At 29.9% G+C, this 15,450-nt stretch carries 12 protein-coding genes; 5 read left to right on the top strand and 7 right to left on the bottom strand.

Annotated features, from left to right (window positions below):
• The first annotated feature begins 175 nt into the window (after positions 1–175).
• On the top strand, positions 176–1,489 hold the full coding sequence (gene hflX, locus BMY82_RS05070) for a GTPase HflX (protein ID WP_091975354.1): 1,314 nt from the start codon (positions 176–178) through the stop codon (positions 1,487–1,489).
• 232 nt (positions 1,490–1,721) lie between these two features.
• Positions 1,722–3,023, top strand: a complete 1,302-nt coding sequence (gene hflX / locus BMY82_RS05065; protein WP_091975352.1) for a GTPase HflX — start codon at positions 1,722–1,724, stop codon at positions 3,021–3,023.
• Between the two features lie 175 nt (positions 3,024–3,198).
• Here hflX (BMY82_RS05065) and BMY82_RS05060 read toward each other — a convergent pair whose 3' ends face one another.
• Entirely contained in the window at positions 3,199–3,729 is a 531-nt protein-coding gene (locus BMY82_RS05060) for a DUF4364 family protein (protein ID WP_091975350.1), read from the bottom strand.
• A 347-nt stretch (positions 3,730–4,076) separates the two neighbouring features.
• Between BMY82_RS05060 and BMY82_RS05055 the strand changes: the two genes are divergently transcribed.
• On the top strand, positions 4,077–5,309 hold the full coding sequence (locus BMY82_RS05055) for a D-alanyl-D-alanine carboxypeptidase family protein (protein WP_091975348.1): 1,233 nt from the start codon (positions 4,077–4,079) through the stop codon (positions 5,307–5,309).
• Positions 5,310–5,467: 158 nt separating this feature from the next.
• Here BMY82_RS05055 and BMY82_RS05050 read toward each other — a convergent pair whose 3' ends face one another.
• The 3 genes from BMY82_RS05050 to BMY82_RS05040 all read right to left on the bottom strand — a co-directional run bounded on the left by BMY82_RS05050 (position 5,468) and on the right by BMY82_RS05040 (position 9,702).
• Positions 5,468–6,085 carry a hypothetical protein gene (locus tag BMY82_RS05050; protein WP_091975346.1) on the bottom strand — a complete coding sequence of 206 codons (618 nt, stop codon included), beginning with the start codon at positions 6,083–6,085 and terminating at the stop codon, positions 5,468–5,470.
• A 348-nt stretch (positions 6,086–6,433) separates the two neighbouring features.
• Positions 6,434–8,071, bottom strand: coding sequence for a hydroxylamine reductase (gene hcp / locus BMY82_RS05045; protein WP_091975344.1), 1,638 nt, complete (start codon positions 8,069–8,071; stop codon positions 6,434–6,436).
• 230 nt (positions 8,072–8,301) lie between these two features.
• Positions 8,302–9,702: a bifunctional folylpolyglutamate synthase/dihydrofolate synthase gene (locus BMY82_RS05040; RefSeq protein WP_091975342.1), complete on the bottom strand. Its 1,401-nt coding sequence runs from the start codon at positions 9,700–9,702 to the stop codon at positions 8,302–8,304.
• Between the two features lie 422 nt (positions 9,703–10,124).
• Between BMY82_RS05040 and BMY82_RS05035 the strand changes: the two genes are divergently transcribed.
• The gene (locus BMY82_RS05035; RefSeq protein ID WP_091975340.1) at positions 10,125–10,751 is read left to right on the top strand and encodes a GntR family transcriptional regulator; all 627 of its coding nucleotides are present in this window, start codon (positions 10,125–10,127) and stop codon (positions 10,749–10,751) included.
• A gap of 563 nt (positions 10,752–11,314) precedes the next feature.
• Positions 11,315–12,745, top strand: a complete 1,431-nt coding sequence (locus tag BMY82_RS05030; protein ID WP_091975338.1) for an aminoacyl-histidine dipeptidase — start codon at positions 11,315–11,317, stop codon at positions 12,743–12,745.
• Positions 12,746–13,201: 456 nt separating this feature from the next.
• Here the strand turns inward: BMY82_RS05030 and BMY82_RS05025 are convergent, their stop codons facing one another.
• The 3 genes from BMY82_RS05025 to BMY82_RS05015 form a co-directional block, all read right to left on the bottom strand.
• On the bottom strand, positions 13,202–13,378 hold the full coding sequence (locus BMY82_RS05025) for a helix-turn-helix transcriptional regulator (protein ID WP_207719052.1): 177 nt from the start codon (positions 13,376–13,378) through the stop codon (positions 13,202–13,204).
• 14 nt (positions 13,379–13,392) lie between these two features.
• Positions 13,393–13,947, bottom strand: a complete 555-nt coding sequence (locus tag BMY82_RS05020; protein WP_091975333.1) for a hypothetical protein — start codon at positions 13,945–13,947, stop codon at positions 13,393–13,395.
• Positions 13,948–14,125: 178 nt separating this feature from the next.
• On the bottom strand, positions 14,126–15,418 hold the full coding sequence (locus tag BMY82_RS05015) for a DUF2254 domain-containing protein (RefSeq protein ID WP_242938923.1): 1,293 nt from the start codon (positions 15,416–15,418) through the stop codon (positions 14,126–14,128).
• Positions 15,419–15,450 lie beyond the last annotated feature (32 nt).

The following is a 15,450-nucleotide window of genomic DNA, read 5'->3' as shown; positions in this document are numbered from 1 at the left end:
TTAGGCTTCACAATATGATTTATCTAGTATTTTATTTATCAATCTATCTGTCATCATAGTCTAATAAAAGCATTTGAAATATGATATAATTAATATATAGATAAGATTAACTAAATTGAGAAAGGAGACATTCCAGTAAGGATTTTATCTTCCTTTTGGAATTAATTTACAGTTAATGACAGATTTAAATATTTATAACGAAGATATTATTAATCTTCAAGAAAAAGCACTGTGTGTGGGATTGAATATTACTTCAACAAACAAGCGTACTGATAATATTTCTATTGATGAATCTATGGAAGAATTAAAGGAACTTGTTAGAGCTGCAGGTGCAGAAGTGGTAGGAGAGTTGATTCAAAACCGTTCTTCTATTGATACAGCCACATACCTTGGAAGTGGTAAGATTGAGGAAATAAAAAATTATGCTGAAGGTCTAAATGCTACTATGGTCGTCTTTAATGACGAACTGTCAGGAGCTCAGATAAAAAATATAGAAAATATTGTAGGCAAAAAAATAATTGATAGAACTATGATTATACTAGATATCTTTGCCCAAAGAGCAAGAAGTAAGGAAGGTAAACTTCAAGTTGAACTTGCACAGCTTAGATATCGACTACCTAGGCTTTATGGAATGGGTGGTCAAATGAGTAGAACTGGTGCTGGTATAGGTACTAGAGGTCCTGGAGAACAAAAGCTTGAAAAAGATAAAAGACACATCTTAAATAGGGCTGCTGTTATTAGACGAGAACTTAAAGAAGTTGCAAAGAATAGAGATATTCAGAGAGTTCAAAGACAAAAAAACGACGTCCCTATAGTAGCTCTTGTAGGATATACCAATGCTGGTAAATCTACTATTCTAAATGAGATAATAAAGTCTCATCCTGACTATGAAAGTGAAAAGGAAGTTTTTGTAAAGGATATGCTTTTTGCAACTTTGGACGTTACACTTAGAAAGGCTCTTTTACCTAATAAAAAAGAGATTCTTGTTGTAGATACAGTTGGTTTTGTTAGCAAGCTTCCACATGACTTAATCAATGCATTTAAATCAACTCTTGAAGAAGTTAGATATGCTGATCTTATATTACATGTAATTGATGCTACAAATGACAATTCTGATATTCAAAAACTTACTACTGAAAGTGTTCTTAAAGACCTAGGAGTCGAAGATAAAAAGACGATTACAGTTTACAACAAGATTGATAAGCTAGATCTTGATATCTATCCAAAGAATCAAGAGGATTTAGTTTACGTCTCTGCAAAGAAAAATGTCAATATGGATAAGCTAATGAATCAAATTCAGGATATGCTTATGGAGGACATGTATAAGGTAAATCTTTTAATTCCTTTCAATAGAGGTGATGTATTTAGCTCTATCAAGGACAAATATGTTATCGATAGTTTTGAATACACAAATGAAGGTATCGATCTTATAGTTTCTCTCAATGAAATGGACTACAATATTTACAAAGAGTATATTAAAGAAGTATAGTTTAAGTTTTTTAAAAAGAACAAAGATATTTATTAATTTAATTTAGTTTTGAAATGTAGTTGAGGCAGAACAGATCCTTTCTTATTAATTTAAGTTAGCCTTGTGTTTTGTTTAAGTAAAGAGTTTGATATAGTTTATAAATTGGATTGATTTAAACATCCAATTAAATTAGATTTTAGTTATTTTATTAAGTTAATAAGTTTGTTTAGGAGCATTTGTTTAGGAGGTTAACATGGAAAGACTAAAAATATCAAATAAAGACGTTTCACGTTTTGATGAAGTGGCTATTGCTATCGCCGTTTGTGAAGGTGAGAAGGTACACGCACTAAGTGTTGAAGACTCTATGATTGAATTAAAGGAACTTGTTCAGGCTGCAGGTTGTGAAGTAAAGGCGGAACTTATTCTGCATCAAAAGATAGATGAAAATTACTATCTTGACAAGGAAACACTTGAATACGTAATTGGACAAATGGATAGTCTAGAGGCTACTATGCTTGTCTTTATAGATGAGCTGACAGGCAAGCAAATAAAAAATATAGAAGATTTATCAAATAAGAAGGTTGTAGATAGAACTATGCTTCTTCTTGAAATACTTTCTTCAAGATCCAACAGAAGAGAAACAAAACTTGAGATAGAAAAGTCTCAACTATTATATCGTCTTGATAGACTCGAAGGATTCCAGGGAATTTATAAGTACGGAAACGGAATCTGTGTAAATAATCCTAATGATAGAAGACTTCTTACCGATGAAGAGCAAATTAGAGAAAAGCTAGATTCTTTAGATGTAGACTTGAGTATTACAGTTAAAAATAGATTTGTTCAAAGATCTAGAAAACTAGGCAACGAACTTCCTTTAGTTGCCTTTATAGGCTACACTAACTCTGGCAAGTCTTCTATTATGAATCAACTTCTTGAGTTTGACCCAGATCATACGGAGGAAAGTGCAATTATAGTCAAAGATAAAATGCTTTCTACTTTGGATATGTCTTTAAGAAAATCTACTCTTCCAAACGGAAGAGAATATCTTCTTGTAGATACAGTAGGATTTGTAAGTGATTTACCTTGTGTTATGAAGGATGCCTTTAAATCAACATTTGAGGAACTCGGATATGCAGACCTAATACTTACTGTATACGACATTAGTTCAGAAGGTTTAGCCCTTCAAAAGAAAGTAATGGAAGATACTATGAGAAGTATCGGAATTACGAAAAAGAAAAATATTAGTGTATACAATAAAAGTGATAAGTTGGATAAAATTCCTAATTCAACAGATAAAAATATATTTATTTCAGCAAAGAGTGGATATAATCTAAATAAACTTCTTCAATTAATACAAGACACTTTGTTTGAAGATGAAACAGAAGCTACTCTTTTGATACCTTATGCTAAGTTTGAAATCTTCAATGAAATTAAGGATAATAGAATTATTGAGCTTGAAGACTTTACTCTTACTAATATTGGAATTGAGTTACATATTGTTCTTACAAAAAAAGAATTCGAAAAATACAAAGATTATATAAAATCAAATTTCTAAATATATAAACATAAAAAGCATAAAAAGGTGGTGCAATATTGCACCACCTTTTTTGGATATATACGTAGCGATTAAAATATGTTCAGTGGATTTTCCACTTAAAACTCAAAATTATTTTGATCCACATATATTCTAGAATCATTTACTTTTTATATCTATACTTATGAAATTTTAACTATACATTTAAAATATCCAGTATTTCTGTATATTTATCCCTATAAGAGTGATTCCATTTCTTACAAAGCTCTTTAGCTTCTACTTCAGAATCAACACTCATATTAATTGTCATAACATTTTTTCTTCCTTCAATTATTATAAGGGTTACGGCATATGATGAATCTCCCTGCAATGAGTAGCTAGACTGCTTCTTTATTACAGATGAGTATATCTCTTCGCTACTCTCCTTTAGATATTTGTCTATTTTTTCTATAAAGAAGTCTGGTATCCTATTTTGGAAATATACAAGAACCTCTAAACCACTCTGAGTAATAGCATAAAGAGTTCTATTATTCTTTGTATAACACATTATAAACTTAGATTCTATCATTTTTTGAAGAATAACCATTAAAGTGAAGTAATTCATAACATCTGTTTTGGATATTATCTGAGTAAGCTGTGAATCCGTTACATCTTCTTCTAAATTATTTAATATATATAATACTATTAACTTTTCAAGTATTAAATCATCAGTACTATTTGGAAACATATTTCTCTCCTATCTCTTATCTATAAACTTACTGTTTTGCAAATTCTTATTCTATACATACTAATTTTAGTTTAAATAAAAGAATATGTCAAAACTTTTAACTGTATTTTTATTTAAAATATCTATTCTAATTTTTAAAATGGATATTTATAAGTATGATTTTTTCATAAAACATTAACAAATTATAACAATAATCTAAAAAAAATTGAATTAGAACAGAAACGTGATAAAATAGTATTGGTGTTGGATTATAATAATTAGAACACTATTATGCTTTTGTATATTACATAGGCAAATATTTTTTTGCTATAATTCAATTTAAATATATAGATTTAAGGAGTTGACAAATGATTAAACTATTTAAAAAAGCCGCTATACTTTCTATGTCTGCACTGCTTCTTCTTCCTAGCTTTACTTTGGCTGCGGATACTAGATACAGTGATGGATATTCTAAATATGCTATTGTAGCAGACTATGATACTGGTAGAGTACTTTATGCTAAAGATCCGGAAAAGAAATCTGCTATGGCAAGTATGTCCAAAATTATGACCCTTTTACTAGCCTTCGATGCTATAAAAGCAAAAAAAGCAAGTCCAAATGATATAATCACTATTCAAGAAGGTGATGTTTCTAGAGAGGGAACTAATATTAAGTTAGTTCCAGGTGAAAAAATCACATTAGAAGAACTCATGAAAGGCATGATGATTGTTTCTGCAAATGATGCTGCTCTAGCTATTTCTAGACACATTGCTGGTGACTATAAAAAATTTGTCGAAGATATGAATTCCAAAGCTAAGGAAATCGGTATGAAGGATACAATATTCTACAATCCTAATGGACTACCATATAAGATTTCTGAAGATGGTACTTCAACAGAAAATACTACAACAGCAAATGATGTTTTAAAGCTTTCAAAATGGATGTATCAATATTATCCAAAGGAAACAGTAGCCATTACATCACAAAAAAAATATGTAGACAAGAAAAAAGGTATTGATGAGGAAAGTACCAATCCTCTTCTTCCTATACTTCCTAATGTAGATGGAATCAAAACTGGCTACACTACTAAAGCAGGCTATTGTCTTGCTTACTCTATGAAAATTCCAAAAGGAAATGGAAATGAATCTACAAACAGACTCCTTGGAGTAACAATGGGTAGCGGAAGCAAAGAAGCTAGAAAAGATGCAGCCTACTCCGCTCTAACATTTATAGATAAGCACTACAAAACTAAGTTTGAATATAGAAAGGATCAAAAAGTTTTATCTGCTAATCTAAACGGTAAAGATAAACTTAATTCCGATTTAATAGCTAAAGATAATATTAAGGTAGTAAAAAGAGACAATGAAAAGTTTGACCATAAAGTAAGCTATAACAAGTTATCTATAAGAGATATAAATAAAAAACCTGCAGCTAAGGTTACTCTTTTGGATAAAAACAAAAATAAGGTAACTGAATTCCCAGTATTTGTCGATACAGCAAATATGAAAGGATTTAGCAAGTTCAAGCTTTGGATAAGTGCACTTGGTGCAAGTATCAAGTCACCTGATTCAAAGGGCAACTATCCTATATTTACACTTTAATTTGAATATAATTTATAATATAAAAAGCAGCCTATATTACATATAAGTGAAACTATGTATACAATATAGGCTGCTTTTAATTTATTAAAATTCTATAATCTATTCTATTTTAATATGCTTTTAAAATATCTATCTCTATTAAGGTATTTTATTAAAGACTATCTTCTAGATAATACAAAAACTGTTTCATCTAATGTTGAAAATTTTACATCTGTTTTTTCAAGAACACCAGCAATAAATGCTCTTCTCAAAGGAACATAATACTTATTGAAATCGACATCTAGATATGTCCAGTACTTCTTAGTTGTAGGTCTATTTCTAGTCCATACTACTTCATCAAAACTTTCGCTCATTACTTGATTAAATTCTTCAGTAACTCCACCATCTAATAAAAGGTTTCTAAGTACATCATAAATATATCCTACTGGCTTACCTTCATAGTCTGGATTTACCTTCTGACCTAACTTGTATATTTCTTCTTTTAGATGATCCATCAAGCCTTCATCAGCATTTACTAGTACTTTTACTGCATACGCAAATCTGTTTTCTACTCTGGCGATAGTCTTTTCCCACCATTTAACATCCTTGCCGTGTTCTTTTTCTATCTTGTCTATATCGCCCTCTTCAACTTTTCCGTACTTCTCATCGAGAATTTCCCTTAAATTCACATCTGGTATTTGTTCTTCAGCTACTTTAATAGCTGCATCTACAAAACGCTCTTGCTCTAATATCCTAGCATAACTTTTTTTAAACTCATTAGTATTTAAATCTACCATACAACTCACCTCTACACAAGTAATTAAATTTTCTACCAAATAATATATTTCATATTTAACAATATTCAAAATATTTTAAAAAACTTTGTTACTAAATGAAATACTCCATTTACCAGTTGCTAGTATTGACTTTTTTGTAATAATCTTTAAATATTTTTTTACTTCAATTTATTATCGGTAGCTTTTTCTCATATTTTAATTATACAATATTTAACAATTTTTTTACAGTCTTTTGCAATATATTGTTCTTTTTTTTGTATTTTTTGACTTTTTCTTTATAAACTAAATAAGGCAAATGGCTAAATAGCCATCTGCCTTATTTTAATGTTTTCTATTGATATTCTTTTGTTATTTTATTAATAAGTCTATATCGTCATCTACATTGCCAATTCCTGCTATTCCAAATTCTTTTACAAGAATTCCTGCAACATTCTCTGATAAGAAAGCTGGTAGAGTTGGTCCTAAGTGTATATTTTTAACACCTAAAGCTAGTAATGCTAATAAAACTATTACTGCCTTCTGCTCATACCAAGCTATATTATACACTATTGGTAGCTCATTAATATCTTCTAACTCAAATACTTCCTTTAGCTTTAGAGCTATTACTGCAAGTGAATATGAATCGTTACACTGACCTGCATCTAATACTCTTGGTATACCATCTATATCCCCTAAATCTAGTTTGTTATACTTGTACTTAGCACAACCTGCTGTCAAAATTACTGTATCTTTTGGAAGAGCCTTAGCGAAATCAGTATAATAGTTTCTTGATTTCTGTCTACCATCACATCCAGCCATTACTACAAATTTCTTTATAGCACCAGACTTTACAGCATCTACAATCTTGTCTGCAAGAGCTAATACCTGATTATGTGCAAATCCACCTACAATGCTTCCTTCTTCTATCTGAGTTGGAGCAGGACATTTTTTAGCCTGTTCTATTATTTCACTAAAGTCTTTTTCTTCTCCAACCTCGCCCTTTATATGCTTACATCCTGGGAAACCAGCTGATCCTGTTGTATATATTCTATCCTTGTAAGTATCCTTTGGAGGAACTATACAGTTTGTTGTCATAAGAATAGGTCCATTGAAACTTTCAAATTCTTCCTTCTGTTTCCACCAAGCATTTCCATAATTACCTACAAGATTGTCATACTTTTTAAGTTCTGGATAGTAATTTGCAGGAAGCATTTCAGAGTGTGTATATACATCTACTCCTGTTCCCTTTGTCTGTTCAAGTAATTGCTTTAAATCGCTTAAATCATGACCTGATATTAATATTCCTGGTCTATTTGATGTACCTATATTTACGCTTGTAATTTCTGGATTACCAAATGTTGAAGTATTGGCATTATCAAGAAGTGCCATTCCTTTTACTCCTGCATTTCCAGTTTCCATTACTAGTGCTAACAATTGTTCTGCACTAAGTGGAAGTGTTGTCTTATATAGAGCTTCCTGAAGAAAGGCGTCTACTTCTTCATCATCAAATCCTAAAACATTTGCATGCTTTGAATATGCAGAAAGTCCCTTTAAACCGTATATTATAAGCTCTCTTAAACTTCTTATATCCTCATTTTCCGTAGAAAGAACACCTACTTTAGATGCTTTTTCATTCATTTTCTCTATGTCTCTCTCATCCCACAAAGCTGCATCTCCTAGATTTGACTTATCATCTAGCTTTTCTAATAACTTTTTCTTTAAATCAAGACTGTTATAGATTCTTTCTACAAATACATCAAAATCAAAATTTGCATTTGTAATTGTTGTAAATAGATTTAATGTAATTAAATGGTTTACCTCTTTTGAAACTTCTTTACCTTCTTTTCTCAATTTACTAGTTATTTCAGAAAGTCCCTTAGACACATACACTAGCAAATCCTGCATTCTTGCAACTTCTGGAGTCTTTCCACATACTCCCTTTACTGTACATCCAGTACATGCTGCTGTTTCCTGACACTGATAACAAAACATATTCAAATCCTTCATATTTTTTCTCCTTTATAATATAATCTTATTCCGTACCTTTAACGGAAATTTTTTTCTTAATAATTTAATTTGAGATATTTACTTTTTTTATATCTCATCTACATCTACGATTATATTACCTTATAGAAAAAAAGTCCGTTGCATATGCAACGGATTTTAATATTATTTTTATTTTCTATAATACATTTTTATATGCTTAATATCTGAGAAAGTTCTTTATAGGTCTAAGTCTATTTTTCTCTAACATAACTTCTTATATGACCTACTAAATAAAGCGAACCTGCTGCAAAAATTGCCTTTTTCTTTACTTTTTCTTTCACAGGCTTTTTAGAACTTTTCTTTTTAGATGATTTTTTTCTCGTTTTTTCATTTTGCAGTTGCTTCTCTTCCTTAGTTAGCTCTTTTACAAGCTTGTAAGCGTGTTCTACTGCACTATCTATGTCTTCTATACATATTATATCATCACAGTACATTCCTACTCTAAATGCCAATTCTCCAACTTCCATAGCCCTTGGATTATCTGGAAGAGTTATTACTACACGATCAAACTTTGGAACTAGAGTCTTTACTATTGCATCAACTTCCTTATCTCCCAAGACACCTAAAATAAGAGTTTTATCCCATTCTTCATCAAAGTGCTTTTCTATTTCTTTTGAAAGTAGGTTTGCAGCATCTATATTGTGTGCTCCATCAATTATAAATAATGGTTTTTCTGATATTACTTCCAGTCTCCCTGCCCATTTTGTTTTTAAAAGACCTTCTCTAATACTATCTTCTGTTATATTTTCAAATATATTATTTTCTTTTAGATATACAAGAGCATCTAGTGCTAGAAGGGCATTTTTTACTTGATGCTCTCCTATAAGTCTTATTTTTATGTCCTCATGTATATTTCCCAAGTAGTCTCTGCAATCGAATACTTGATTATTTAAGTTTGCTTTTTTTATTTTAATACTTTCATTGTCAGTTTTAAAAAGCTCTGCATTTTTCTCCTTGCAAACATCTTCTATTACTTTTTCTACATTTTCATCTTGGCTATATAGAAATACCTTTCCATTTTCTTTTATAATTCCTGCCTTTTCATAGGCTATTTTTTCAACTGTATCTCCCAAAACTCCTGTGTGGTCCTTGCTTATAGAGGCTACTAAACTTAAGATTGACTTATCTATAACATTTGTAGCATCAAATCTACCTCCAAGACCAACTTCAAGGACTAGGGCATCTACTTTTTCTTTATTATAAAAATAAAATGCTGTTGCCGTTACTATCTCAAACTCAGTAGGATGTTGAAGTCCTTCCCCTGCCATTTCTTCTGCTTTTTCTCTTACCTTACCAACACAATCAGCAAGTTTTTGATCATCTATTTCCTCTCCATTTATTCTTATTCTTTCATTGAATCTTTCCAAAAATGGGGATGTATAAAGCCCCGTTTTGTATCCACTTTCAACAAGTACGCTAGATATAAAAGATGCCGTAGATCCCTTTCCATTAGTACCTGCTATATGGATTATATTTAAATCTTCCTGAGGATTTCCTAATCTTTTTAATAATTCTCTTATAGAGTCTAGCCCCAATATCATGCCAAATTTGTCTACCCCGTGTATATATTCTAATGCTTCTGTATAATTCATATTTTAGTGGCTTAGCCGAACTCCTTTCTATAATGTGTATATTTACTAAATAATTAAAATTTGCTATTTAGTTATTATACTATATTATTTTGTATTATTGTACTATAGGTTAATATATTATTTTATAATTATTTCAAATACTCTTTTTATTATTATATTATAAAAACATAGAAACGATTTTTTATAGTCTATTTGCTATACTAAAAATCAAATATTTTTTATTTTTTTATTTACTCTTAATGTATTTTTACTACATTTTCTTAATTAAATTTATTTTTTCTTATAATTGATAGCTTTTCTTAGTTTCTTGATTTTAATGGTTGTTTTTTAGTAAAAAACTATGTATAATCATACTGATAGGATTTATTTCATTTTTTGATTATACATCTGAAATAAAACCAAAATTATAAAGGAGGTAAGTTGTGAAAAAAGTTGATATATATGAAGAGTTAAAGAAAAGAATAGTAAGAAATGAATATAAGCCAGGAGATGTTCTTAATGAAATAGAAATTTCTAAGGAATTTAATATTAGTAGAACACCTGTAAGAAGTGCCTTCCAAAGACTTGAAATGGATAAGCTTTTAAATATCGTTCCTAGATACGGCGTACAGGTATCTTTTATTGATTTTACAAATATGAAGTCTTTATTTGAACTTACTAGCATGCTCGATCCTATGGCTACTAGATTGGCAGTAAAAAATATTACCCCTTCTCAGCTAAAGAGATTAAAGGATGTTACAGCTGAACTAGAAAAGTTCTGTGCAGCAGATGAATATCAAAAGGCTATAGATCTTGATGAAGAATTCCATTCAATTATCATGGTTGCCTGTGGAAATACATGGCTTACATCTACTCTTAAATCTCTTCATCTTCATACGGAAAGATTATGGCACTATTGTAATGAATACTTTACTGATATGAGTATTTTTACAAAGAGATTTAATGGAATTATTGATGCTATCGAAAAGGAAGACGAAGAAGCAGCTGAAGAATGTTCAAGACAGCATATAAATGACTTCGTATCAAAGGTAAAAGAAGCCCTTTTCTAAAAAAATTGCAATTATCTATCGGTTCTTATAATTTAAGAACCGATTTTTTATTTTATCTTTAAATAGCTAGAAAAGGCTTTTAAATACTATCTTTTTTAGATGGTTTTATTTTCTATCTATAAAATATTCTTCTATCCCTCTGCTTTCCTTTAGACAATTTAAAATTACTGCCCTTTTTATTATTTATTATCAATATATTATTTTTATAAAATCATTTTTTAATTTTATATTTTTTAGAAATCTAATAAAATATATAGACTTCTTTTATACTGTAAAAATCTTTATTATTGCGTTTTTCTTATTTATATAAATAAAATATATACTTTCTTTAATTTTCCTGTATCCAAAACATATTTTTATAATTAAATTTTTAGATAAAATATCTAAATATTAATAAATTTAAATTAATTTTTACCCTTTGATTATTGTATTTTTTGCCTAAATATTGTATCATAAAAATTGAACGGCGTATGTTTACAACACTTAATTTTTAAATATTCTTATTATTGGTGGATGTACCATATTATGTTTTATAATCTTATTTATTTTAGGAGGTTTACAAGATGAACAATATTAAAGAACTTGAACCAAAGGAAGTATTTCAGTGGTTTTATGAATTAAATCAGATTCCAAGAAGCTCAGGTAATGAAAAGGAAGTTAGTGATTTCTTAGTAAAGTTTGCTAAGGATAGAAATCTTGAAGTTTATCAAGATGAGGCTTTAAACGTTATAATAAAGAAGCCTGGTACTAAGGGGTATGAAAATTCTCCAGCAGTTATACTTCAGGGACATATGGATATGGTTTGTGTTAAGACTGATGATTCTGATCATGACTTCGACAAGGATCCTATAGAAATGATTGTTGAAGGCGATATAATGAGAGCCAACAATACAACTTTAGGTGGAGATGACGGTATAGCAGTTGCATACGGACTTGCAATACTAGATGCTGATGATATTCCACATCCTCCAATTGAACTATTAATAACAACTTGCGAAGAAGACGGTATGGAAGGTGCTACTGCTTTAACTGGCGAACACTTAACTGGTACTCGTCTACTAAACATAGACACTGAAGAAGAAGGCGAATTCCTTCTTGGATGTTCAGGTGGTTCTAATATAGATATGACTTTCCCAATAGCTAAAGAAGCTGTTTCAGGTAAGGCTTGTAAGATAGAATTAACTGGATTAAAGGGTGGTCACTCTGGTTCAGAAATAAATAAGCAGAGATTAAACGCTATAAAGGGTCTTGCTAGAATACTTAACGCTGTAAAGGATGACGTTCTTCTTGCTTCTATAGAAGGTGGTATAAAGCACAATGCAATACCAAGCAAGGCTAGTGCAGTAATAGTTACAGACAACATGGAAAAGGTTACTGAAAAGATAAATGCTATAGTAGCAGACATAAAGGACGAATACAGAGTTGAAGATCCTGGTCTAACTGTTAACCTAACAGAAGTAGAAGCTAAAGAAGCTTATACTAAGGAACTTAGCATGAATATTATCGAATTCCTTATGACTCTTCCTGATGGTGTTCAGTACATGAGTAAGGACATAGAAGGTCTAGTTCAGACTTCTCTAAACAATGCTATAATAGGAGAAAAGGACGGAAACATACTTCTTATAACATCTGTTCGTTCTGGATCTACTAGCTCTCTTAGAGAAATACTAGACAGATTAAATATATTAACAAAGAGATTTGGTGGTTCTGCAAGAGAATACTCTGCATACCCAGCTTGGCCATTTGAAGCTGAATCTGAATTAAGAGATATTGCTACTAAGACTTTCGTTGAACAGTATGGCAAGGAACCAATTGCAAACTCTATACATGCTGGTCTTGAATGCGGTCTATTAAAGGGAATACTTCCTAATACAGATATGCTAAGCTACGGACCAAACATCAGAGATGCTCATTCTCCAAAGGAACATATGAGTATATCATCTGTTCAGAGAGTTTGGGAATTCACTAAGAACTTACTTGCAAACTTAAAGTAAATTATTAAATTAAATAATATAAATAAACTGCTACACAATTTTGTGTAGCAGTTTGTCTATATCAAAATAAATATATTTGAAATTTCTAGTTATCTTAATAAGTTAAAATCTACTACAAAAGATAGTCAATACATCACTTTGACTGATAATTTGATCTCATCTGTTGATAAAACTAAATTGATTTATAATAATATGAAAGCTTTTAGTACAGTTGCCTTAATATACCTGACAAACTCAGATAGCGAGTTTTATGATCCAGATGATAATGCCAATACTACTTTTGCAAAAGACCGATAAAATATACTAAAGAAAAAACACATAGAGTGTTATTGCATAAACTATTTAAAGATAAACTTTAAGCAAGTGCTATTTCTATGTGTTTTACTATATACTCTTATATTATTTTTATTTTTTCAAATATACAATTTCGAATATCGCTGCCCCAGAAATATATTTTTATTCCCAAAATAATTCATCTAGTGTTTTTCCTAGTTCTTTGCAGATTGCTATGCACAAATTGATGGTCGGATTATAATCACCTTTTTCTATTGCGCTTATAGTCTGTCTAGTAACTCCCACTATTTCTGCTAACTCTTTCTGAGATAGATCCTTTTCAGCTCTAGCAGCCTTCATTTTAAGATTTTTCACTACTCATCATCCCTTTTTTCCAACATTTTTTCTGCCTTATCTCTGATATAAATAGCCAGAAGAACTGCTACTAAAAGTATGGTTACAAGTAGGTTGATAGACTTGTATGTAAGCATTCCGTCTACTATTACACCACCAGACATAATCATCATTACAGCCGATAAAAGATTTATAGCTGTAAAGACTATCAACATAATTATATAACCTCTTTTATTCATATTAACATAAAAATATGAACCATTAAGTATTGAATAAAAAACATTTACTCCAACTCCTACTAGAACAGTTATCATAGCAAAAGATCCTCTATCGAATAATGTTCTCTCAAATAAAAATTCTATAAAACTTGATGCGGCAATCCAAATTATCATTGCATAAAATCCATATCTAAAAGCCTGTCCTCTTATTCTTTCTTGTCTTTCATCATAATATACTGACTTACCTTTTTTGTTCTTTTTGATTTTTTTCCAAAGTATAATAGAGACTACTATGGCAACAACTATCCCTATATATACTCCGCTTCTAAATCCCATATCAAAATCTTGAGTATTCATTTAAAGCACCTCTTTCTTTAAGATTATTATAATATATATATAACATAAAGTCAAATATATATTACATTTAGTTTCTTATAATTTACACCATTTTTTTACTATTAAACTTCTAATCTATTTTACTTAAATAAAATATTCTATTTTTATATACAAAAAGCCCCGATTTCGGAGCTTCTATTTATTGCATTAGTTCTTTTATTTTTTCTTTATCCATTTCATTTTTAAAGTTTCCGAGTGTCTTTTCATATACATAGTCTTTTATTTCATTTAACAATTCTATATTTTCTTCTTCTGCATTATAGGATATATTTTTTAGTGCCTTTATTATAGCCATAACCACAGATATATCTTGACCCCCATATATTACAATCTGATAAAAAGTTTTATAAATATCGTTTTTAAAATCGAAATACTGATATATTATTTCTATATTTTCTTCATCTAGTGACATTCTACAAGCATTTGAACTTTCTTTGGACATCATAGAAAGAAGTATTCCTAGAATATTTATACACTGTATAGCCGTATTTGGATCATTTATTCCAGGAGAAATAGCTCTCAGGCTTATGTCTACTATTTTTTCAATTGCATACATATAGTCATAACTTATATTTCTTGAATTATCTACTAGTATATAATCATTTATTTTGTTAGATATATCTCTTATGTCCTCTGATGATATCTCTGAGTCTGTATATATATCCAACAAAGGTTGACCTAACACAATGAAATCACCATTTCTGATCTCAAGCTTTATACTAGTATTACTATAATTTACTGACTTCATAATTGCCATGTAGTCAATACTTTGAATATATCCATTTTTATTTGAAGCTATACTAAAAAAGTTTTTTCTATTCTTTCCAATAATACTAGAATCATTGCATTTAAAAGCAAATTCATGGTGAGAGTCTACTGCTCTTTTTATTGAGTCGCCGGCTTCTTTATATAATTCTTCAATTAAATTATTTGCCTGAATAGAGGCTGATACCTTAAATATAAATAGAGCAAAGTATATCAAGCACACAACTGCATATATTACTCCTACCGTTGCTGATATAAAGGTATCGCTATTTTCTACTCCCTTTATAAAGAGAAGTGAAGTTATAAAATAAAAAAATCCACCCATAAATATGCCCAAAACTTTTAATGTCATCTTTTCAGATAAAAAATTCTGAACTACCCTCGGTGAAAACTGCGATGAATACATTGTAAGTACAACCATAGTTGTAGAAAATGTAAATGTTGTAATTGTAATTATTGCAGAAACCAAGGATGACAAAATAGTCTGAGCTAAAGATTTATTTGTCATTAAAAACTTTGGTATATATTGATGAATTGACGTATATTTATAATCCACCGATATTACTAAAAATGATATTAAACAGGCTATCAATATATATTTCAAGGGATATAGCCATATAATATTTTTCTGATATCTCAACCTTATTCTTTCTAGCAAATACTTCACCTCTTCTCTATTTTTATATATAAAAAGTGGTG

Source organism: Peptostreptococcus russellii (assembly GCF_900110295.1).
In the GTDB taxonomy this organism is placed as follows: Bacteria; Bacillota; Clostridia; order Peptostreptococcales; family Peptostreptococcaceae; genus Peptostreptococcus; species Peptostreptococcus russellii_A.
The sequence above is the reverse complement of the archived record's forward strand: the minus strand, read 5'-3'. Positions and strand labels throughout refer to the sequence as shown.

What these genes read in the sequence shown, in the direction of transcription:
- BMY82_RS05050 (WP_091975346.1), bottom strand. Translation starts at nt 6,085, where the DNA reads ATGGTAGATTTAAATACTAATGAGTTTAAAAAAAGTTATGCTAGGATA.
- BMY82_RS05025 (WP_207719052.1), bottom strand. Translation starts at nt 13,378, where the DNA reads ATGAAGGCTGCTAGAGCTGAAAAGGATCTATCTCAGAAAGAGTTAGCA.
- BMY82_RS05030 (WP_091975338.1), top strand. Translation starts at nt 11,315, where the DNA reads ATGAACAATATTAAAGAACTTGAACCAAAGGAAGTATTTCAGTGGTTT.
- BMY82_RS05040 (WP_091975342.1), bottom strand. Translation starts at nt 9,702, where the DNA reads ATGAATTATACAGAAGCATTAGAATATATACACGGGGTAGACAAATTT.
- hcp (WP_091975344.1), bottom strand. Translation starts at nt 8,071, where the DNA reads ATGAAGGATTTGAATATGTTTTGTTATCAGTGTCAGGAAACAGCAGCA.
- BMY82_RS05055 (WP_091975348.1), top strand. Translation starts at nt 4,077, where the DNA reads ATGATTAAACTATTTAAAAAAGCCGCTATACTTTCTATGTCTGCACTG.
- hflX (WP_091975354.1), top strand. Translation starts at nt 176, where the DNA reads ATGACAGATTTAAATATTTATAACGAAGATATTATTAATCTTCAAGAA.
- BMY82_RS05020 (WP_091975333.1), bottom strand. Translation starts at nt 13,947, where the DNA reads ATGAATACTCAAGATTTTGATATGGGATTTAGAAGCGGAGTATATATA.
- hflX (WP_091975352.1), top strand. Translation starts at nt 1,722, where the DNA reads ATGGAAAGACTAAAAATATCAAATAAAGACGTTTCACGTTTTGATGAA.
- BMY82_RS05060 (WP_091975350.1), bottom strand. Translation starts at nt 3,729, where the DNA reads ATGTTTCCAAATAGTACTGATGATTTAATACTTGAAAAGTTAATAGTA.